The 23,071-nt window shown below is 37.1% G+C and carries 20 protein-coding genes; all 20 read right to left on the minus strand.

The features are described 5' to 3' along the window. Positions 1-83 precede the first annotated feature (83 nt). The 20 genes from rny to asd all read right to left on the minus strand — a co-directional run bounded on the left by rny (position 84) and on the right by asd (position 23,034). Positions 84-1,646, minus strand: a complete 1,563-nt coding sequence (gene rny / locus ACJ2A9_RS08125) for a ribonuclease Y (protein ID WP_441421136.1) — start codon at positions 1,644-1,646, stop codon at positions 84-86. A gap of 368 nt (positions 1,647-2,014) precedes the next feature. After that, positions 2,015-3,058 carry a recombinase RecA gene (gene recA / locus ACJ2A9_RS08130; RefSeq protein WP_441421137.1) on the minus strand — a complete coding sequence of 348 codons (1,044 nt, stop codon included), beginning with the start codon at positions 3,056-3,058 and terminating at the stop codon, positions 2,015-2,017. Between the two features lie 192 nt (positions 3,059-3,250). Continuing rightward, positions 3,251-4,849, minus strand: coding sequence for a DEAD/DEAH box helicase (locus ACJ2A9_RS08135; protein WP_441421138.1), 1,599 nt, complete (start codon positions 4,847-4,849; stop codon positions 3,251-3,253). Next, positions 4,846-6,099, minus strand: a complete 1,254-nt coding sequence (locus tag ACJ2A9_RS08140) for a competence/damage-inducible protein A (RefSeq protein WP_441421139.1) — start codon at positions 6,097-6,099, stop codon at positions 4,846-4,848. The genes ACJ2A9_RS08135 and ACJ2A9_RS08140 overlap by 4 nt, the downstream gene beginning before the upstream one ends. A gap of 32 nt (positions 6,100-6,131) precedes the next feature. Further along, a complete protein-coding gene (gene pgsA, locus ACJ2A9_RS08145) occupies positions 6,132-6,710 on the minus strand; it encodes a CDP-diacylglycerol--glycerol-3-phosphate 3-phosphatidyltransferase (RefSeq protein WP_441421140.1) in 579 nt (192 codons plus the stop codon). A 15-nt stretch (positions 6,711-6,725) separates the two neighbouring features. Continuing rightward, positions 6,726-7,220 (minus strand): YajQ family cyclic di-GMP-binding protein, encoded by a 495-nt coding sequence (locus ACJ2A9_RS08150; protein WP_441421141.1) that lies wholly within the window; start codon positions 7,218-7,220, stop codon positions 6,726-6,728. Between the two features lie 282 nt (positions 7,221-7,502). Further along, the gene (locus ACJ2A9_RS08155) at positions 7,503-8,381 is read right to left on the minus strand and encodes a RodZ domain-containing protein (RefSeq protein WP_441421142.1); all 879 of its coding nucleotides are present in this window, start codon (positions 8,379-8,381) and stop codon (positions 7,503-7,505) included. Positions 8,382-8,399: 18 nt separating this feature from the next. After that, complete coding sequence (locus tag ACJ2A9_RS08160; protein ID WP_441421143.1) at positions 8,400-9,173, minus strand: DUF3388 domain-containing protein; 774 nt, start codon at positions 9,171-9,173, stop codon at positions 8,400-8,402. A 319-nt stretch (positions 9,174-9,492) separates the two neighbouring features. Next, complete coding sequence (locus tag ACJ2A9_RS08165; protein ID WP_441421144.1) at positions 9,493-9,750, minus strand: DUF3243 domain-containing protein; 258 nt, start codon at positions 9,748-9,750, stop codon at positions 9,493-9,495. A gap of 91 nt (positions 9,751-9,841) precedes the next feature. Next, positions 9,842-10,561 (minus strand): elongation factor P 5-aminopentanone reductase, encoded by a 720-nt coding sequence (ymfI, locus tag ACJ2A9_RS08170; protein WP_441421145.1) that lies wholly within the window; start codon positions 10,559-10,561, stop codon positions 9,842-9,844. 20 nt (positions 10,562-10,581) lie between these two features. Continuing rightward, positions 10,582-11,862, minus strand: a complete 1,281-nt coding sequence (yfmH, locus tag ACJ2A9_RS08175; protein WP_441421146.1) for an EF-P 5-aminopentanol modification-associated protein YfmH — start codon at positions 11,860-11,862, stop codon at positions 10,582-10,584. After that, a complete protein-coding gene (yfmF, locus tag ACJ2A9_RS08180) occupies positions 11,862-13,145 on the minus strand; it encodes an EF-P 5-aminopentanol modification-associated protein YfmF (protein ID WP_441421147.1) in 1,284 nt (427 codons plus the stop codon). Before yfmF ends, yfmH begins: the two co-directional genes overlap by 1 nt. A gap of 143 nt (positions 13,146-13,288) precedes the next feature. After that, positions 13,289-14,017: a GntR family transcriptional regulator gene (locus ACJ2A9_RS08185; RefSeq protein ID WP_441421148.1), complete on the minus strand. Its 729-nt coding sequence runs from the start codon at positions 14,015-14,017 to the stop codon at positions 13,289-13,291. Positions 14,018-14,096: 79 nt separating this feature from the next. Then, positions 14,097-16,454: a DNA translocase FtsK gene (locus ACJ2A9_RS08190; protein WP_441421149.1), complete on the minus strand. Its 2,358-nt coding sequence runs from the start codon at positions 16,452-16,454 to the stop codon at positions 14,097-14,099. Positions 16,455-16,571: 117 nt separating this feature from the next. Then, positions 16,572-16,796: a YlzJ-like family protein gene (locus tag ACJ2A9_RS08195; protein WP_441421150.1), complete on the minus strand. Its 225-nt coding sequence runs from the start codon at positions 16,794-16,796 to the stop codon at positions 16,572-16,574. Further along, positions 16,793-17,542, minus strand: a complete 750-nt coding sequence (locus ACJ2A9_RS08200; RefSeq protein WP_441421454.1) for a ClpP family protease — start codon at positions 17,540-17,542, stop codon at positions 16,793-16,795. The genes ACJ2A9_RS08195 and ACJ2A9_RS08200 overlap by 4 nt, the downstream gene beginning before the upstream one ends. Before the next feature lie 178 nt (positions 17,543-17,720). Next, a complete protein-coding gene (locus tag ACJ2A9_RS08205; protein ID WP_441421151.1) occupies positions 17,721-19,388 on the minus strand; it encodes a ribonuclease J in 1,668 nt (555 codons plus the stop codon). A 353-nt stretch (positions 19,389-19,741) separates the two neighbouring features. Continuing rightward, positions 19,742-20,620: a 4-hydroxy-tetrahydrodipicolinate synthase gene (gene dapA, locus ACJ2A9_RS08210; protein ID WP_441421152.1), complete on the minus strand. Its 879-nt coding sequence runs from the start codon at positions 20,618-20,620 to the stop codon at positions 19,742-19,744. Positions 20,621-20,717: 97 nt separating this feature from the next. Continuing rightward, the gene (gene dapG / locus ACJ2A9_RS08215) at positions 20,718-21,953 is read right to left on the minus strand and encodes an aspartate kinase (RefSeq protein WP_441421153.1); all 1,236 of its coding nucleotides are present in this window, start codon (positions 21,951-21,953) and stop codon (positions 20,718-20,720) included. Between the two features lie 31 nt (positions 21,954-21,984). Continuing rightward, positions 21,985-23,034, minus strand: a complete 1,050-nt coding sequence (gene asd, locus ACJ2A9_RS08220) for an aspartate-semialdehyde dehydrogenase (RefSeq protein WP_441421154.1) — start codon at positions 23,032-23,034, stop codon at positions 21,985-21,987. Positions 23,035-23,071 lie beyond the last annotated feature (37 nt).

Genomic DNA, 23,071 nt, shown 5'->3' on the forward strand with positions numbered 1-23,071 from the left:
AAAGTAAGAAAAACGCAAGCACCTTACTCGGCTAGACGCTTGCGCTAGACATCTTCAAAAAAAATAAAGTGGTCAAGACCACTTTATTTCGCATACTCAACTGCCCTAGTTTCACGAATAACTGTAACTTTAATGTGACCAGGATAGTCAAGCTCTTCTTCTATTCTTTTTGTAATATCCCGTGCTAGACGATATGATGAAGCATCATCAACCATATCAGGTTTTACCATAATACGGACTTCTCGTCCTGCTTGGATTGCATATGTCTTTTCTACGCCATCAAATGACTCAGAGATCTCCTCTAGTTTTTCGAGACGACGAATATACGTTTCTAACGTTTCACGTCTAGCACCAGGCCTTGCAGCAGATAATGCGTCAGCTGCAGCAACTAATGTTGCAATTATAGATGTTGCTTCTGTATCACCATGATGAGAAGCAATACTGTTAATTACGACTGGATGTTCTTTATATTTTGTTGCCAATTCAACACCAATTTCAACATGACTTCCTTCAACTTCATGGTCAATTGCTTTCCCTATATCGTGAAGGAGACCTGCACGTCTGGCAAGTTGAACATCCTCACCAAGTTCTGAAGCCATTAATCCAGTTAAATAAGCCACTTCCATTGAGTGTTTCAGGACATTTTGTCCATAACTCGTTCTAAATTTAAGACGACCTAATATTTTAATTAAGTCTGGATGTAAGCCGTGAATTCCCATTTCAAAGGTTGTTTGTTCACCATATTCCCGAATTGCTTTATCAACTTCTCGACGAGATTTATCGACCATTTCTTCAATACGAGCTGGATGAATACGGCCATCTTGAACAAGCTTTTCAAGAGCTGTACGAGCGATTTCACGACGAATTGGATCAAAGCCTGATAAAATTACAGCCTCTGGAGTATCATCAATGATAAGGTCAATCCCAGTTAACGTTTCAAGAGCACGTATGTTTCTCCCTTCACGTCCGATAATACGACCTTTCATCTCATCATTCGGTAAGTTCACTACTGAAACTGTTGTTTCAGAAACGTGATCGGCCGAACAACGTTGAATCGCAAGTGAAACAATTTCTTTCGCTTGTTTCTCAGCTTCCTCTTTAGCACGGCTTACATAATCTTTAATCATTATTGCAGTTTCTTGTTTCAAATCCTTTTCCGTTTCCTGCATAATGATTTGTCTAGCTTCTTCTTTCGTAAGCCCAGAAATCTGCTGCAGAACAGCTTGCTGTTGATTCAAGATTTCCTCCACTTTGCTATCCATCTCTTCAATATGTCGTTGTTTTTTGGTGAGAGCTTCCTCTCTCTTGTCCAAGGATTCCTCTTTTTTATCTAAGGTCTCGCTCTTACGGTCAAGGATCTCTTCTTTTTGAACCAAACGATTCTCTTGTTTTTGAATCTCATTCCTTCTTTCACGAATCTCACGTTCAGCATCCGTTCTAAGTTTGTGGTTTTCATCCTTCGCTTCAAGGATTGCTTCCTTCTTACTCGCTTCTGCCTCACGCTTTGCATCCTCAACAATTTGTTTCGCTGCATTCTCCGCACTAGAAATTTTCGCTTCTGCAATGGATCTTCGAACAAGATATCCAACAACTGCACCTAAAACTGCAGAGACAACAAGCAAAATGGAGATGACAAAAGTATTCATATCTTTCACCTCCTCTTGCTATCCTATTGTTGGTTCCATCATTTCATTATTGTCATACTGTTACATTACGATTGTGTATGTGTGAAACACAATTAACATTTTGTAAAAATTTTATATACAGTATTCCATCTAATTGTATAGTTGGATTTTTTTATTGTCAAGCACTGTCAATTGACACAGTCTCGTATACTTCTAATAAAATACCGCCAAATCAACTATACTAAGATAATTTCCCGAGAAAGATTTTTTTGGTTAGCTAGCTACATTTTCTCCTCAGGTTTTACTTTGTCCTATCTTCTCGTAAGTTATCAATCCTTAAAATTCAAAAAAGAGTAAGCACTATTACAGTGCCTACCCCATTTTAGAAGTTATTTAAGTTCTAAAGAAAGGTCATCTGTCTCGGCAGGTGCCTCTACTTTCGTTTCACCATCTAAATTATGATGTTCACGAATCATGGCTTCGATTTCCGCAGTAATATCAGGGTTCTCCTTTAAAAACTGCTTCGCATTTTCCCGTCCTTGACCAAGACGTTCTTCATTAAATGAGTACCATGCACCACTCTTTTGAACAATATCTAACTCTGAGCCAATATCAATAAGTGATCCTTCACGAGAAATTCCTTCTCCGTACATAATATCTACTTCAGCTTGTCTGAACGGAGGAGCCACTTTGTTCTTAACGACTTTGATCTTCGTTTTATTCCCAACAACATCATTACCTTGCTTTAATTGTTCAGCCCTACGAACTTCAAGACGAACAGAAGAATAGAACTTTAATGCTCTTCCACCTGGAGTTGTCTCAGGATTACCGAACATTATTCCGACTTTTTCACGAATTTGGTTAATGAATATTGCAATTGTTTTTGATTTATTGATCGCACCAGATAATTTACGGAGTGCTTGAGACATGAGACGGGCTTGTAAACCAACGTGACTATCCCCCATTTCACCTTCAATTTCTGCCTTAGGTACAAGCGCAGCAACCGAGTCTATAACAAGGATATCAACAGCTCCACTACGTACAAGTGCTTCTGCAATTTCTAATGCCTGCTCTCCTGTATCTGGCTGTGATAGTAACAACTCATCGATATTTACACCTAATTTTTCAGCATAAACCGGATCAAGTGCATGCTCAGCATCAATAAATGCAGCTTGTCCGCCGTTTCGTTGAACTTCTGCAATCGCATGAAGAGCGACCGTTGTTTTACCTGAAGATTCAGGTCCATACACTTCAATAATTCTTCCTCTTGGATATCCTCCGACACCTAAAGCTATGTCCAAAGCCAACGCTCCACTTGAAATTGTTGAGATACGTTGTTCTACTTGCTCCCCTAATTTCATAATTGAACCTTTACCAAATTGCTTCTCAATTTGTCTTAATGCCATATCTAAAGCAGCCTTACGGTCACTCACTGATCATCTCTCCTTACTATTTCAATTCCCGCCTTCACGTAATGTCACAAACTTACGGGATTACGTTTCCTTCTCTATCTAATCATAACTTGTTTTTTGTCATTTGCCAATACTTTTATCGAACATTTATTCGTGCTAATTCATTCCAATAAAATAATCCTTCTAAAGAAAGACAAAACTGAGTCAGATGACTCAGCTTTGCTGTTTATTTCTCTCTCTTTTTGGACGTGGCTTGGCTGGCTCAAGATTAACACGGGCACCATTTATTTTTGAATAACGTAATGCTTCATAAACAAACGGAGCCACATCTTCTGGCACTTCGACAAATGTAAATTTATCAAAAATATCGATACGTCCTATTGCTTTACCTGGGATCCCTACTAATTCGGAAATTTCCTCGATTAAAATTTTCGGACTCATATTTACATTGCGACCGACATTAATAAAGAAACGAACCATTCCTTTGGCACCACCAGTTTCACCAAAGTTATACGTATCATCTTCATACGTATTATCATTAGAAAATGCTATTTTCATCAATGCTCTTATGATCTGTTCTGGTTCATGCTGAGCAACGACATCCTTTACTAATTGATCATATAATTCTAGTTCTTTATTTTCCTCAATTGTATTACTAATTTGCTTTTTCCAAGATTCTTGTTGCTTTTCAACTACCTCTTCAATTGTAGGTAAGTTTTGTGAAGGAATTGACATTTTTATTTCTGTCTCAATTGAACGAAGGTGCTTCATTTCACGCGGGGTAACGAGTGTTAACGCTAATCCTTTGCGGCCCGCACGACCAGTACGACCAATGCGGTGTACATAACTCTCAGGATCTTGTGGAATATCAAAGTTAATAACATGGCTTACATTATCAACATCAATACCACGGGCTGCAACATCTGTAGCAACTAAAAATTCAATGCTATTCTCACGAAACTTCTTCATCACACTATCACGCTGTGATTGAGTTAAATCCCCATGCAGACCATCTGCCATATACCCACGAGCTTGAAGCGCCTCAGTTAGTTCAGCAACCCCTTTTTTCGTTCGGCAAAACAGGATTCCTAATTCAATTTCTTCACTGTCGATGATACGACATAGTGAATCTAGTTTATTTCGTTCCAGCACTTTATAATATACTTGGTCAATTAATGGTGCCGTTACTTCGCCCTTGTTAATCGAGACGACTCTCGGCTTGTTCATATATTTATAAGATAACTTCTTAATCGCAGGCGGCATTGTCGCTGAGAACAGTAATGTCTGTCTTTCAGTATTTACTTGCTTTAAAATCGATTCAATATCTTCAACAAAACCCATATCCAGCATTTCATCTGCTTCATCCAAAACTACGGTATGTACTTTATCCAAATGTAGTGTTTTACGGCGCAAATGATCGATCACGCGCCCTGGTGTACCAATTACAACATGGACCCCTTGTTTTAGTGCACGAATCTGATGTCCAATTGATTGACCGCCATATATTGGTAAAGTAACAATTCGTTTGTACTTTGAAAGCTTTTGTAATTCTCCGGCCACTTGAATAGCCAACTCCCTCGTCGGGGTTAAAATTAACGATTGGACATAAGGATCTTCAGTAATTTTATCGATTACTGGAATACCAAACGCTGCCGTCTTCCCTGTACCAGTTTGGGCCTGTCCAATAACATCAACACCTTCTAAAATAACTGGAATTACTTTTTCCTGAATTGGAGACGGGGCCTCAAACCCCATGTCTTTAATTGCTTTTTTTATTGTTTCAGATACTTGAAAATCATCAAAATAACTCATATATTGTTTCCACCTTTTTTAAGTTCTTTCAAAAGATAATAAAATCCGTACTTAACAGTTCGATTTCTAATTTCATCACGATTTCCCGCTAATCGTAATGAGTATACAACTGTAGGCTTATTTTTATAGGCAATCCCGATAAATACAGTACCAACTTCTTTTCCTTCGCTCTTAGAAGGTCCTGCTACTCCCGTGAAGCTAATTCCAATATCGGTAAGAAGCTTTTCACGAACATGCTCTGCCATTAATTGGGCACATTCCTTACTGATCGCTCCAGAAGTTTCGAGTAATTGTGCAGGTATGTGAAGAAGATCTCGTTTTACTTCATTCGTATAACAAAGAATTCCACCGGCATAGGTTGACGACGATCCTGGGTACGATGTTAACCTTTTACCAAACAGTCCTCCAGTTAAACTTTCTGCACTAGCAATGCTCATTTTCTTCTTTTTTAATAGTTCAAATGCCACTTCAGTTAAACTACTGTTATCATAACCATAAAAAAATTCCCCAACCCGCTTCATAATTTTCTCTTCAGTTTCATTTAGCAGACTTTCTGCCACTTCTTCTGAATCATGTTTGACTGTTAATCGTATTGTTACGTCACCATTCCCGGCTAAGGGAGCAATCGTTGGATTGGTTTGCTGATCAAGTAAATCTTCAAGTTCTGTTTCTAATTGTGATTCACCAATATCATAAAATCGTAGTACCCTTGAAATGATAATAGATGAGCCCCCTACCTCAGCACTTAAATAACCTTTTGCATAAGATAGAAACATAGGCTGCATTTCCTTTGGAGGCCCAGGTAAAAGTAAATAAGTAATTTCATTTTCTGTAAACACCATTCCTGGTGCCATCCCATTATCATTAGGGAGAACTTTTGAACCTTCAATAATGACTGCCTGTTTTTTGTTATTTTCCGTCATGACTCGACCACGACGGGAAAAGTATTCCTCGATTCTCGTCAATGCTACTTTGTCAAGTACAAGTTTTCGGTTTAAAACGGCAGCAATCGTTTCTTTCGTTAAATCATCCTTTGTCGGACCAAGTCCGCCTGTAAAAATAATTAAATCAGCTCGTTTCTTAGCATGATTTATAACGTCAGAAAGCCTGCTGCCGTTATCTCCAACAACAGTATGGTAATAAACGTTAATCCCTAATTCTGCTAGTTGTTTGGATAAAAACTGAGCATTCGAATTCACAATTTGCCCGAGTAGAAGCTCAGAGCCAATTGCAATAATTTCTGCATTCATATGTACACCTCAATGATGTAAGATTGATAGCCTTATTCAGACTTTAACAAGATATGTTTGTTTTTAGCAAAATAATCCCATCCTGAAACTATTGTCATAATTGCCGCAAGCCATATCATAATCGTAGCAAACGGAAAACCAATCCACTCAAATGGGAGATTATGTAACAGGAGTGCCGAAACGGCAATAATTTGAAATACTGTTTTCAGCTTTCCTAGTGGACTGGCTGCAATAACAGAACCATCCGCAGCTGCAACTAGACGAACCCCTGTGACAGCAAATTCTCGACTAACGATTACAATAGCAATCCAAGCAGCTAAGAACTGCAATTCCACAAGACATATAAGTGCAGCAGTGATAAGCAATTTGTCCGCTAACGGATCCAAAAATTTCCCCAAATTTGTTACTAAGTTATGTTTTCTTGCATAATAACCATCTAACCAATCCGTACTTGCTGCAACAATAAAAATTAGTGCCGCGATTAAGTGGGGGATCGGAATAGTAGCATCTAACATACCAACTGTACCTAAATCGATTGGAGCCAGTAATAAAATCATAAATACTGGTATCATCATTATTCTTGAGATTGTGATTTTATTAGGTAAGTTCACGAGTATCCTCCCAAATTAACGCATATTAATATATTGAACTGGAAACTCCAAGTCTTGTTCCTTTATCAATTGGATGACTTGTTGAAGGTCGTCAATATTTTTTCCTGTAACGCGTATTTGTTCATTTTGTATTTGAGCTTTTACTTTTATTTTTGAATCTCGAATCAGTTTCGTAATGACCTTTGACCGATCAGCACTAATTCCTGAAACAAGAGTGATCACTTGTCGTACAGTCCCACCCGAAGCTTTTTCAATTTTACCAAAATCCATCGACTTTTGCGATAAACCACGCTTAATAAACTTTCCTTTTAAAACATCAATAACACTTTCAAGCTTATATTCATCGTCCGATATTAATGTTATTTGCCCATCATTCGTCCGTTCAATTGAACTCTTCGAACCTTTAAAATCATAGCGAGTCTTGATTTCTTTTACTGCTTGTTGTATGGCATTGTCCACTTCCTGCATATTTACTTCTGAAACAATATCAAAAGAATGCTCTTTAGCCATGACGTTCACCCTTTCCACCTTAACAATTATCACTTTATTGTATCATATTATCGTCATATTTGTATAAAAACATCCTCTACATCCTAAATCAACCAATATCTTTCAAAAAAGAAAATGTAGAATTTAGAATTTAGAATGTAAAATTTAGAATTAAAACCTTTTGATGAATTTCAACAATGCACTGTCCCACATGTAACGTAATTGAACTTTTAGAATTTACTTACCCCTATTTTAAATTAGAAAAAAGAAGTCATCCTGCATTGATGACTTCTTCCGAAGGTATTATTGTGATATATTTTTCTTGAATGTAATTTCGAGTTGTTGGTGTACAATTTCCTGTGGAAATTTGAATGGTTGTTCATTAATTTTCATATTTACATTATTTGTCGCACCAATGTTGAAATAGATCGTTTCCTCACCAGAGAAATCATATACTAAAGTTTCCCCCTCATAAACCATGGCTTCTTTAAAAGGGTTCCCTTTTCCATTGGCAATCCCGACATAGCTGTTCCCGGTAAACTCAATTTCAACTTTAAATTCATCCGTTTCACTTAATTCATAAAACGTCTTTTTCCCTTTTGTATCAGTAACCGTTAATACTTGTTGCTTCTCCTCAACTACTTCTTTAGGCTCTTCTTCTACAGGTGCTTGAACTTCTTCAGTCACAGTATCGTTTGTTTCCTCGGGTGCTTCTCCTTCTGGTAAATCATCATTAAATTCAGCTTCAGTTTGTTCGTTTCCTGTATTTGGAATACCCTCTACTGCTTCATCGTCTTGATAGAAATACCACACTCCAAAAGCAATACCAATAATAAATAAGGATGTTAGCAAAGCTGGAAGAAGCGTCACAATCCTTGATTTTGTCGGTTCAACTTTTGTTTTCTTACGTTGCATACGAGGAGGGGTTTCGGTTGCTTCCGTCCGAAGATTGGGCAACTCATTCCCGTGTTCCTCAAAAAGAACTTCAGGATCAAGCCCTACTGCTTCCGCATAGTTTTTTACAAAAGCACGTGCATAGAATTGACCTGGAAGGGAATTAAAACGCCCTTCCTCAATTGCAGCTAAATAGCGCTTTTGTATTTTGGTTATCCCTTGTAATTCATCGAGAGAAATATTCTTTTGTTCCCGTGCTTGTTTAAGACGTAGTCCTATTTCTGACATTTGTAAACACCTACTTACTTAACTAATATCGAAAGATGAAAAGCCTGAATCGACTATATCATATGTAATTACTTCTGAATCATCATTTCTAAGCTCAATAATATAATCAAAATCTTCAATAGAATATTCAGTTTCTCTCACAAAAATATCAGGATGCTCTATAACCTTTGTCGCCGATAGGCGCATTATATCCCGTACAAGTGTGCGATGCTTTTCTGTAGCTCTCATCGTTGAAACAATACCATCAATAATATAAATATGATCATCAGTTAACTCATCGTCTGCTAACTGACTACGTACTGTTTGTCTTAATAAAGTTGAGGAGATAAATGACCACCGTTTATTTGCACAGACACTCGCTGCAACAACTGATTCTGTTTTACCTACGCGGGGCATTCCCCGTATACCAATTAAACGATTTCCTCCTACTTTAAATAATTCCGCCATAAAATCTACTAAAATTCCTAATTCGTCACGAACAAAGCGAAATGTATTTTTCTCATCATTATCACGCTCTATATAATGCCCATGTCTGATCGCCAAACGATCCCGCAGTTTGGGTTCCCTTATTTTTGTTACTGTTATATTGTCAACTGTATCAAGTATTGTACGAAACCGTTCAATTTGCTCATCATTTTCACTAAGTAATAGCATTCCGCGACGCATATCTTCTACACCATTAATCGTTACAATGTTTATTCCCAACATTCCAAGTAACGATGAAATATCACCAAGCAACCCCGGTCGGTTTTTATGAATTTTATATTCTAAATACCATTCTTTTTTCTCCATCCTCTCCCGCTCCTTTCATCATTATTCTTAAATGATTCACACCGCACATCTCATTCGACACATTTCATTGTATTTTTGCAATGATCAACAGTCCTACTATCTACATATTCTCTACTTTGTCGATATATCCTTTTTATCATAATTGATTTTTATTTATTAGAAAAGAGCTTCCTAGATAATTTATGTAATAATTTCATTAAATTACTAATTTAGATATATTTTTAACTTTATGGTTCTATGTCTATATGTTATACATTAATTGCTTATTATATCATAAAAGGTGTTGCCAATATTTTGCAACACCTTTTTACGCTCGTATTTAGTTCGACCCTTCATTTTGGACAAGTTTGACCATCATATTAGCAATTGCATGTTGCTCCTCTGGTGTAGCAACATTCCAAAGCTGTTGAAGAACACGCTCTTGTTCGTTTTGCGGTTCAACTTGCTTCGCGAGGTAGTCCCCAACTTGCATAGCTACATCAGAGATAACATTTTGATTCATCCCTTCTTGTTGTGCTTGGTGAAGACGATCACCCAAAAAGTCTTTCCATTGTTCCCAATTATCTAATACAGACATTTTTGTCCCTCCTTGAAATGTACTTCTGTATTATCTTTTCAAGAAGAGACTAAAAATATTCACTCGAAATTTGGACAGGATGTGAAAATAATTAACAGTACCAAGCGCCATTAATTGAGATTACTTGACCGTTTATATAAGAAGCTTTGTCAGTCAGCAAAAATGCTACTAAATTAGCAACTTCATCAGGTTTTCCTAGCCTTCCCATCGGTATATCTTCACAAATTTCCTCACTCTCAAGCTCTGACAAATGATGTAACATGACTGTTTCAATTGCACCAGGTGCAATACTGTTAACTGTTATCCCACTCGGTGCAACCTCTTTTGCTAATGCTTTAACAAATGTATTAAGGCCGCCTTTGACAGTTGAATATAAGACTTCACAAGAAGCACCTGTTAATCCCCAAATGGAAGAAATAACGATAACCTTACCTGTTTTCTTTTTAATCATTGTTGGCAGTAGCTGTTTCGTAATCAAAACAGGACTTGTTAAATGCAACTGAATCATTTCGTCAATCTCATGTGCTTTCATATCGGTAAGTAAACCATAATAACTATTCCCGCTATTATGTATAATGACATCAATTTCATCACGAATTTGGCTCAAAAGCTTGTCCACACCCGATTTTTCAGACAGATCGGCCTGGATCAACGTTGCCCGCTCTTTCCCAATCTGCTCTTGTAATTGATGTATCCTTTGTTCATTTTTATTGTAATGAAGGTATAGTGAGTATCCGGCTCGAGCTAAAGAAATAGCAATAGCCGAGCCGATATCCCCACTAGCACCTGTTACTAACGCATATTTTTTCAATTGTTCCCCATATCCTCCGGTTATTTCTTCACTTGACAAACTGTAAATCTATTTTTATCAAAATGCTCGTTCATTGTCTGCTGTAGATCTTTGATTGTAATACTTTCTAATGTTGGAACAACATCAAATAAGTTCATTTCATTAAATTGATAGCGAGTGAATTGATTTGCAATAAACTCTGGTGAATTCAAGGATTTCAAAAATGAACCAATTTTCTTTTTCCGAATTCGCTCTACTGCTTTCTCATCTAAAGAAGACTTTTTGAATTCTTCAACAATTTCCAAAATCTTTCTCGATAACTGTTCGGGGTCCTTCGTATCTCCGCCAATAATTGAAAATCCAAATCCATATTCTCCAGAGTAATCAAAAGAGAATGTGTCATCAATTAGACCATCATTATACAATGTTTCATAATTTTGTGAGCTTTGTCCAAACATTAAGTCAAGAATAATGTTTAAAGATAGCTCATGCTTTAAGAGTTCCTGTCCTTTACGGGTTGGTTTTTTCTCTTTAAAACCAACTAGACACTTTGGCGTTTGAACTGGCATGTGGATGACATTTTCATTCTTGGCAACTTCCTCAGGCTCTGCTTCAAAGAAACGTTCAATTTTCTGTGGCGGTTCAAATGTCTTCTTTTGTTGATTTGCTTTGACTTGGTCCATAATTTTCATTGGGTCGACAGGACCAACAACAAATAACAACATATTGCTTGGATGATAAAACGTTTCATAGCATTGGTATAGTGTGTCTTTCGTAATTTTTGAAATCGATTGGATTGTACCAGCAATATCAATTTTGACTGGATGATACTCATACATGTTTTCAATACAACCGAAATAAACACGCCAATCAGGATTATCATCATACATCTTTATTTCTTGACCAATAATCCCCTTTTCTTTTTCCACACTTTCGTCTGTAAAATAAGGTTTTTGAACAAAGTCAACCAATGTTTCTAGATTTTGTTCAACATTAGATGTACTTGAAAATAAATAGGCTGTTCTCGTAAAACTTGTAAACGCATTGGCAGATGCACCTTGTTTACTAAAGTCCTGAAACACATCACCATGTTCGTCTTCAAACATTTTATGCTCTAAAAAGTGAGCAATACCATCGGGGACTTTAATTGCCTCTTTTCCTTTTAACGGAATAAAATGATTATCCACAGAGCCGTATTTCGTTGTAAATGTTGCATAGGTTTTGTTAAAACCCTTTTTTGGCAGGACGTACACATCTAGGCCGTTATCTAATTTTTCATAAAAAAGTGTTTCATTAAGTTGTTCAAATTGAATTTGCTCCATTATTTCTCCTCCTTTCCTTTTAGGAAGTAAATTGTATCTAACTTCACTTTATTTGCCATTGTAACAATATCTTCACGCGTTACCTCATCAATTCCGCGTAACCATTCTTCAATTGGGCGATTAAAGCCTGCTACCACATTATGATATAAGAGCTCAACAAGGCCCTTTGCTCCATCCATTGTTTCTAGAACTTGGTTTTTAATCATTGCTTTTGTTTGTTCGATTTCCTCATCAGTAAAATCTCCTGACTGCATTTTGCCCATTTGCTCTTTAATAATGCTCACAGCTTGATCGTAATTTGCAAATTCAATTCCTGACATCACCATTAAAATGCCTTTATGACTTTCAAACCGTGAAGCTGCATAATATGCTAAGCTTGCCTTTTCACGTACATTAATAAATAGCTTTGAGTGGGAAAAGCCACCAAATAGTCCATTAAATACTTGAAGTGCATAATAATCGTCACTTGCATATGTCGTATATGTTCGATAACCAATATGAAGCTTCCCTTGCTGAATATCTTGCTCTTCGTGAACAACATTTTCTTTTTGAATTTCCTTTTGATCAGTTTCTTTTGTCTGCTTTTTGACTTGGCGGTCTGCTGGAAGTGAAAAGATTTCGGCAATTTTTTTCTCAAGGTCTGCTCGTTTTACATCGCCAACGACATATAAATCAATTTCATCCTCTTGCAGTACATTCGTATAGTATTGATACAGTTCCTTTGCACTGATTTGTTCTACGTCCTCCTCAGCACCATAAACTGATAATCCATAAGGCTCATCTTTGCACATTTCTTCTGTAATCCTCATATTTGCATACCGCATTTTATCATCGTATATTGATTGAATGCGTTGCTTTAATGCTCTCTTTTCCTTCTCAATAATATCTGCAACAAACCCGTCATTTTCGGTTTTCGGCTGTAATAATACTTCAGCAAGCAAATGTAAAGCTTCTTCTAAAAGAGGAGTTTGATCTGCTAAGAATTTTTCATTAGCAATATCCATTCGAATGGATATAATTTGGTTTTCCCCTTTTTTTCCTACATCAACAGTTAACGTGGCTCCATATAAATCTTCTAGCCTGCTTCGTATTTCCTTTCTTGATGGTGATTTCACTGTTGCACTTTGTAAAACATAGGGTAGGATTGCCCTTTGTGTCACCGTTTCTTTACGAAGTGGCGACTTCACTTGGAGAACGAGTGTATTCGTCTTATACTTTTCAGTTTCAATCATATGTACGGATAGACCATTAATTGTTGTTAGATATTCTTCAACAGCATTCATTTCTTTCACTCCTTTGCTTTTCTCATTCTGTATAGTATAACCACACTTTTGGTTTCATAAAAAACATGGGTACATTCTAAAATCAAAAAAATACTCGCTGTTATATTATCATATATCTACGAGTATTCTTTCCAAATTATTAATCATTCACTACTTTTTCTTACAACATGAAAACACACTTTGTCTGCCCGAAAATAATTAATCGAATAAAAAACAGGGCGATCTTCTTTATCATAGTGCATTTGTTTTAAAACAAGTAAAGCTGTTTCAGGGTCGCATTCTAATATTTCTGAAATTTTGTCATGATAACTAAGCGGTTCAAGAAATGTTACCGCGTAAGCGATTTTTTTTCCGGCTTCTATCCAAAGAACATCAAACATAGATTCTGTACCATATGAGTGATACTTCGACATTACTTGTGTCGGTATTTTGTCTAAACAATAAACAACAGGCACCCCATCAGCGGTTCTAACTCGTTCTACAATTAACAATTCATCAACAATATCAGGCTCGAACTTGCGCTTCACTTCCTCAGATGCAACTTCAACTGCTGTTGACAGTAGAATCGTACCAGGTTTTTTCCCACCTTTAGAGATCATTTCAGTCATACTGAATAATTCTTCAATTCCTGCCGAAAATAATGGCTTATTGTGCACAAAAATACCTACTCCATGGCGATTAATAATGACATGTTCATCTTCAAGAATACGTAATGCTTCTTTTAATGTAGTCATTGTAACCCCTAATTGCTTTGCAAGTTCAAACTCAGATGGGAGTTGTTCACCTGCTTCATAAACTCCTGTTTCAATCATATTCTTTATTTTATCAATAACTTGTAAGTATAGTGGCCGATTGTCTGCTTTAATCTCCATTCCACTTCCCCCTACTACTATATTATTGAAATGACTCTCCCATCATGAAACATCTTTTATCTTTTTTATTTTTATTTTTTTAGCTTGAAGAAGCATCTTCCATTTGCTTCTGAACAAGAACTTCCCTTGGCTTGCTTCCTTCATATGGACCAACAATCCCACGTGCCTCCATTTCATCAATTAATCTTGCTGCACGTGTATAACCTATCCGAAACCGACGCTGTAACATAGAAACTGATGCTGTATTCATTTCAATGACAAGATCGACCGCATCCTGATAAAGCTCATCTGACACTTCTGTTGTCACTGTTTTTTCTTCCGTAGGTGTCATCTCTTCCTGGTATTGTGCTTTTTGCTGTGAGATAACAAAGTTAACTACCTTCTCTACCTCTTCATCTGAAAGAAAAGCACCTTGGATACGTACAGGCTTCGATGCTCCTACCGGCATAAAGAGCATATCACCACGTCCTAACAACTTCTCAGCTCCTCCCATATCAAGGATTGTCCTAGAATCAGTTTGTGATGAAACACCAAAAGCAATTCGTGATGGAATGTTTGCTTTAATAACACCGGTAATAACATCAACTGAAGGTCTCTGTGTCGCAATAATTAAATGGATACCAGCCGCTCGTGCCATTTGTGCCAATCGAGTAATCGCATCTTCAACATCCCCCGATGCAACCATCATAAGATCTGCTAATTCATCAACAATAACGACAATATAAGGGAGTTTTCCTTGTTTTTCTTGTCCTTTCTCATTCTCACGATCGATAAGGGCATTATAACCTTCAATATTTCTCGTACCTGTATGTGAAAAAAGCTCATAACGCCGTTCCATTTCATTTACAATTTTCTTTAATGCCTGTGATGCTTTTTTTGGTTCAGTAACAACCGGAGTCAGCAAATGTGGAATCCCATTATAAACATTCAATTCCACCATTTTTGGATCAATCATCATTAATTTTACTTCATGGGGTTTTGCTCTCATTAAAATACTTGTAATGATCCCATTAATACATACACTTTTTCCACTACCTGTAGCTCCAGCAACAAGCAAATGCGGCATCTTATTTAAGGCTGTAAGGACTGGCTCACCAGAAATATCACGACCTAATCCAATTAATAACTTAGAGGCATCACGTTTATTTTCTTTAGAGTCTAATACTTCTCTTAAAGTAACGATCGCAACCTCCTGATTTGGAACCTCGATACCAACTGCAGATTTCCCAGGAATCGGTGCTTCAATCCGAATATCTTTGGCTGCCAATGCTAAAGCTAAATCATCGGCTAAATTAACAATCTTACTTACTTTAACACCAACACTTGGATATACCTCATATTTTGTAACAGCAGGACCTAAATGCACTTTAGGTATCTTCACCTTAACACCGAAACTTTCAAATGTTTTTTCAAGCTTTTGTATATTTTCTTTCGCTAAGACATGCTGCTGCATATGATGCTGCCCGTTTGGAGCAGGTATATTCAAAAGTTCAATCGGTGGTAATACATAATGTTCATTTGTTACTTCATGATTCACAATCGGCTGACTTGATTTTGCAATTTCCTCTTCATCTAATTCATTCTCACCATTATTTGTATTTGCTTCTTTGTCGACTGCTTTTTCTTCCTTATCTTCAATAAGAGAGAGTTGCTCTTCTTTCGTATATGCATGTGTTGTAAAATCCGAAATAATTGGTTCATATATCTCTTCCTCAGAATCGTCATTCGTAACGATCACTGTTTCGACTTCTCTTTCTTTTGGTTTCTTCGCATTTTCATATCGTTCTTTAACGTTCGCTGTAAACTTATCTTTCCATTGAATAAACTCTGACTTAATTTTTCCTAATTGACTAGTCGTAAAACGAATGATTTTACTAAAAAAAAGAATTACAAAATCAATAAGTGACCGTCCAGTAATTAGAATGATTGCACTAATAATTAGTACAAATGCAAGAATTTGAGTACCAGTGTAATCAAACAACAGGTGACTTACAGCAAAACTTATTGCTCCTACCATACCCCCGCCTAAGTCAGTACTCGCAATCTCTCCGTTCACTTGAAGCCAATACAATTCCCACGTATTTCGTATAACAGATGCATCAGCAAACTCACCTTGTGCAGATAATAATTGAAACAATTTAACATGACTAAGTAACACAAACGAAAAGATGAGTAAGTAGAACCCAGCTAAACGTCTTGTCCAATATTTAGGGACTTCACGCTTAATCATTAGATATAATGCTGTCGTAAATAATGCGATTGTTAAAACAATATGCCACTCTCCAAGAAAAAAACGGAATAGCTGAACAAGTACTTCTCCTACTATTCCTAGCTTTGCAAGAGTAATACTTGATAAAGCTAACAATAAAATACCAACTAATTCAAAAGATAATTGTTTTTTCCATTCCCTCTTTCTAGACTTTTTCCTTCTTGCCATACATTCACCCCAACATCTAACCTTACCAAGCTTATTTGTTCTAGATAGAACAATAAGCAGCCGAGACCCGGCTGCTTTTCTCATATTATCATTATTATAACATATCTGGAAGAATGATTATGTAAGTTTAGGACTTAATTGAATCATTTTTCCAGGACTATAGTTCTCGTTTAAAAAAAGCATTGGGTCACTACTCATTAAACGTACGACCCTATATTCCGTTGGGCTAATTTCTTCAAGCAATAGTTGTCCTCCCTCAATATCAACCGTCATTTGTTTATTAAATTCCTGATTATCTTGTGGATAAATAAGTTCTTGTGGCATCGATGTATATAAAATCATTGCATCAGTTCCCCCTGAGGATCAGGTTGGTTTTTTTTATGTTCAGCAATAAGTTCATTTAGCTTGCTAATGGCTTGACCTATTCCTCCTACTTCATTAATTAATCCATATTGTACAGCGTCGGTCCCAACAACATTTGTTCCAATATCACGTGTCAAATTACCTTTTGAAAACATAAGTTCCTTAAATTTTTCTTCACTAACTGAAGAGTGCTTCGTTACAAAATTAATCACTCGTTCTTGCATTTTATCCAAATATTCGAATGTTTGCGGCACACCGATAACGAGCCCGGTCAGACGAACTGGATGTATCGTCATTGTTGCTGTTTCTGCAATATACGAATAGTTTGACGCAACAGCTATCGGCACCCCAATTGAGTGACCGCCTCCTAATACAAGTGTTACCGTTGGTTTTGACATTGTCGAAATCATCTCAGCAATTGCTAATCCAGCTTCAACGTCGCCTCCAACTGTATTTAAAATTAGTAATAAACCTTCAATTTTCTGGTTTTGTTCCGCTGCAACTAATTGTGGAATAATATGCTCGTACTTTGTCGTTTTGTTTTGAGGAGGCAATTGCATATGTCCCTCGACCTGGCCAATAATAGTTAAGCAATGAATGTTTGTTTGCTCCATTTGTGGAACATTCGTTTGACCAAGTTGCTGTATTTTATCTAATATTCCTGAACCTTTTTGCCCATCCTTGTTTTGATCGCCTTCTTGCGGTTGCTCGTTACTCTGAAACAAATTCAGATTCACATTAATACCCTCCTTTAACCAATCTAGTCATAGTATGAGCGAGTCAGTTGTTTTCATTCTTTAATCAAAAAGAAAAAACTGGCTACGACCGAATAGAAATAAAAGATTGTAATCCAAAAAAATGATCTTAATAAGTTCTCACTCATTAAGATCATTTTCAGTCATTTTATACTTCCATAATGATTGGTAAGATCATTGGTCTGCGTTTCGTTTTTTCAAATAGAAAACGGCTTAGAACATCTCTTACATTGCTTTTCAAACTGGACCATTCGCTAATATTTTCATCCATGCACTTCTTTAGAGTCTCTTTCACTAGAATTCTCGCTTCTTCCAGTAATTGTTCCGACTCTCTCACATAAACAAATCCACGAGAGATAATATCAGGCCCTGCAACGATGCTACTATTCTTTTTATTAAGGGTGATAACAACGACTAAGATGCCATCTTTTGAAAGAAGTCGTCGATCTCTAAGGACAATGTTTCCAACATCCCCTACTCCTAAACCGTCAATTAACACATTTCCAGATGGAACTTTTCCGCCTCTTCTCGCTTGTCCATTCGTAAATTCAACGACTTCACCATTATCAATGATAAAGATATTTTCAGACTGAACACCAACTGATTGTGCAAGCTCACTATGAGCACAAAGCATACGATATTCTCCGTGAATCGGAATAAAATACTTTGGCTTCATTAAATTTAACATGAGTCTAAGCTCTTCCTGGCTGCCGTGACCTGAGGCATGTACTTTACTGCTTCCATAAATAACTTCAGCTCCAGTACGGTATAAGAGGTCAACAACATAAGAAACCGACTTTTCATTCCCAGGAATTGGTGTTGCAGCTAGTATAACCGTATCATTGGCGTTAATGGTTACTTGTTTATGCATGCCTTTTGCCATCCTTGTTAAAGCTGACATTGGCTCGCCTTGACTACCAGTTGAGATGATCGTCAAATTATCGTCATTCACGTTATCAATTTCACTTATATCAATAAAGATATCTTTTGGTGCATCTAAATATTCTAACTTCATAGCAATATCTACAACTTTTAACATGCTTCGTCCAACAATGGCAACCTTACGATTCGTAGCCAGTGAAGCGTTAATCACCTGCTGAATTCGATGAACATTTGAGGCAAATGTGGCAACGATTATTCGTCCTTTAGCCTCAAAAAACACATCAGCTATTCCTTGACCAATTACCGTTTCAGATAAAGTCGTCCCTGGGCGTTCCGCATTCGTACTGTCAGATAATAAACACAAGACTCCCTGTTCACCAATGGCTGCCATCTTGCCAATGTCTGAACGTTTACCATCTACAGGAGTTTGATCAAATTTAAAATCACCCGTATGAACAATGACTCCAAATGGAGTATGAATACAAATACCGATAGAATCTGGAATACTGTGATTAGTTCTAAAAAACGTCATTTTGGTTGAACCAAAATAAATTTCAGAATTAGCATCTATCGTATTTAATTTAGTAAACTTACTGGCTCCTGTTTCTTTTAACTTTTCCTCAACTAGTCCTAGCGTAAGTTTTGTTCCATAAATAGGTGTAGATAGCTTCTCTAAAACATAGGGAAGTGCACCAATATGGTCCTCATGTCCATGTGTTAAGAAAATGCCTCTAACATTCTCATTATTTGACACAAGGTAAGATACATCCGGAATCACGATATCTACTCCAAGCATATCTTCTCCTGGGAACATTAAACCTGAATCAATAACAAAAATATCTTCTCCTACTTCTATTGCATACATATTTTTGCCTATTTCTCCTATACCGCCCAAGGCAAAAATTCGTATTTTATCGGATTGTTGTTTTAACAATGTCTAGTTCCTCCCATATTCAGTTATCTGACGCAGCGTTGTTTTTATCAGAAAACCCGTATGTACCTTATTGGTTAATCACCTCAGTCCACTCTTTTTGTGTTATCTGTAAATTGCAAGCCGACGTTCTCCTGAAAAATAATAATTTTAAGAAATGAAAAACAAACCCGAACTAATCACTTGAAAATAGTATAACTTAATTTTCAAAGAGAAGACAAGATGTATTATGATGAAATACCAAAATATACAATTTGCATACATCTGAATTGTCTGTTAAATATAAATGCGAGATTCAATCAAAAAAAACCAGTCAACGATATCAAATATCGTCGACTGGTTTCATTTTGAACAGATTATCCCTTTTTCAGCTGTTGTAAAATAGTTAGTACCGATTGACGTTCATCACTCGAAAGTGAAACTAATGGAAGCCTAACTCCACCAACATCCAACCCTTTCATTTGCAGTGCCGTTTTCACTGGGACAGGATTAGGTGCAATAAATAGGCCTTTCATAATTGGTAAAAGGAATTGATGGTATTTTGCTGCTTCTTTACAGTTTCCTGCTTTAAAAGCATTGATCATTGCTTGCATCTCATTCCCAATCACATGAGCAGCAACGGAGACAACACCTTGCCCTCCAATAGAAAGAACAGGTAAAGTCAATCCATCATCACCACTGTACACAGAAAAATCATCAGGTGTATTTGCAATAATCGAAGTAATTTGCTCAATATTACCACTAGCTTCTTTCATCGAAACGATGTTTTTAACATCAGCCAATTTCATAACTGTATCAGCAGAAATATTGACAACGGAACGACCAGGAATATTGTATAACATAACTGGTAAAAAAGTTGCCTCTGCAATTGCCTTAAAGTGCTCATATAACCCTAGTTGTGATGGCTTATTATAATATGGTGCGACTGCCATAATCCCATCTACTCCAACTTCTGTTGCTTTCTTCGTTAATTCCACAGAGGCATGAGTATTATTACTGCCAGTACCGGCAATTACAGGTACCCGCTTATTAACAACCTTCACGACATGTTTAAAAAGAGCAACTTTTTCCTCGGTAGATAAGGTCGGAGACTCACCAGTCGTACCAGCAACTACAAGACCATCTGATCCATTAGCAATCAAATAGTTTACAAGTTTCGTCGTTTTCGAAAAGTCAATGTTGCCTTTATAATCGAACGGAGTAACCATAGCAGTAATCACTTGGCCGAAATACACACTTCTTCAACTCCTTGAAACTCTTTATTCATAATCAAACTTAAGACAAGGGTGACACCATATATTTTAAAACTGGGCCAAGCAGCCCAGTTTATACTCAATATTCTAAGTTACTTTCCTCTTGTTCAAGCTGAAATATTCGATGAAGAGCATTGACTGCTTTTATCATATCCTCATCTCTCACTAATACCCATATCGTTGTATGCGAATCAGCTGATTGAAGAATTTGTATATTTTCTTGTGATAATGCTGCAACAATTTTTGCCGTTACACCTGGTACACCAGTCATGCCGGCACCAACCGCAGAGACTTTAGCACAATGACGGGTAATTTGGGGTTCATATCCCATTTCCGTTAATACACTTTCAGCAAGGTCGGTCATTTCATCCATCACTGTATAAACAACACCTAGAGGATTAATGTTAATAAAGTCAACACTAATGTTAGCATTCGCCATTGCTTTAAATACTTTCGCCTGTAAATCATATTGTCCTTCTTTTGCAAGAACCTTGATTTGCGTTACATCAGAGACATGAGCAATCCCGGTAATCATTCGTTCTTGTATATCTTGACCAGCCAACGTTTTATTACCAGCAGTTACTAATGTGCCAAGTGAATCTGAGTAGGTCGATCGGATTCGAATTGGTACCTTCGCTTGCATTGCAATCTCAACAGCTCTAGGATGGATAACTTTTGCTCCTTGATAAGCCATGTTGCAAATTTCAGTATAAGTGACAACAGATAATGGTCTAGCATCTGAAACAATCCGTGGATCTGCTGTCATAACCCCTTCAACATCTGTAAAAATATCAACCCACTCTGCACCGATGGCTGCACCGATGGCCGTTGCTGATGTATCGCTGCCGCCTCTGCCTAACGTTGTCGTTTCACCAGTTTTTGATTGACCTTGGAACCCTGTTACGACGATAACATCTTGTTTTTCAAGTGCCCGAAGCAATTGTTCGCATTTCATATCTAAAATCTTTGCATTTGAAAATTCTTCATTCGTCCGAAAACCTGCCTGTGCCCCTGTCATTGCCATAACTTTTAGGCCAAGTTCACTTAAAGTATTGGAAAATACTACAGAGGAAATGACTTCCCCACACGAAATGAGAAGGTCAATCTCACGTTTCCCTATATATGACTTAGACCCATTAACCAAACTTAGAAGTGTATCCGTAGCATAAGGATCGCCCTTTCGACCCATTGCTGAGACAACAACAACAACTTTATAACCTTCATCAACCGCCACTCGAACATGGTTTGCGGCCTTTTGACGAACTTGGTCATCTTTTAAGGATGTGCCACCAAACTTTTGAACAATGACCTTCATGCATACACCTCTTTATATGCGATTTTTTATCTTATTTTATTAATCCTAATTTAATGAGGCTTTCAGCTATTTGAACTGAATTCCATGCTGCACCCTTTAGTAAGTTATCAGATACAACCCACATATGGAAGGCATTGTCACGATCTAAATCTTTACGAATTCGACCAACAAACGTATCATATTTTCCTACACAATTGGATGCCATAGGGTAAACTTGATTTGCTGGATCATCTTCCAGAACAATTCCTTCAGAATTTGCAAGAAGTTCTTTCAATTCTGCAACTGATGCGCCACCCTTTTCAACTTCAATATACACTGATTCAGAATGCCCAGACTCTACAGGTAATCGCACGCATGTCGCAGCTACTTCAAGCTCTGGTAATTCCATAATTTTTTTCGTTTCGTTAATCATTTTCATCTCTTCAAATGTATATCCATTATCTTGGAATTTATCAATTTGCGGAATTGCATTAAACGCAATTTGATAATGTTTCTTATCTCCACCAACTGGTAAAATTTCAGGTGTGAATTCCTCACCATTCAAGATAGCTCTAGTTTGGTCTTTCATTTCTTCAATTGCTTGCGCTCCTGCTCCTGATACAGCTTGATATGTTGATACAATGACCTTTTTTAAGCCATATTGTTTATGAATAGGCTCAAGTGCAACAACCATTTGTATTGTAGAGCAATTTGGATTAGCAATAATACCGTTATGATCTTTTAATGCCTCTTCGTTCACTTCAGGAACAACAAGCGGCACGTTTGGATCCATACGGTATGCACTTGTATTATCAACAACGATTGCACCACGTTTAACAGCCTCTGGCGCTAGTTGTTTCGATACAGAACCGCCAGCACTGAACAATGCAATTTGCACACCTTCAAATGCTTCTGGAGTTGCTTCCTGAATTGTTATTTCTTCACCTTTAAAAACTACCTTTTTCCCAGCTGAACGCTTAGAAGATAGTAATGTTAGTTTTGCAATCGGGAAGTTACGATCCTCTAATACCTTTAGCATTTGATTCCCTACTGCTCCTGTTGCTCCTACTACTGCTACATGAAAACCTGTTTCTACTCCCATATTGAAAATTCTCCCTTCCCATAATAGAAATTTTGCT

The organism is Anaerobacillus sp. MEB173 (assembly GCF_052119505.1).
GTDB lineage: Bacteria > Bacillota > Bacilli > Bacillales > JBJMAU01 > JBJMAU01.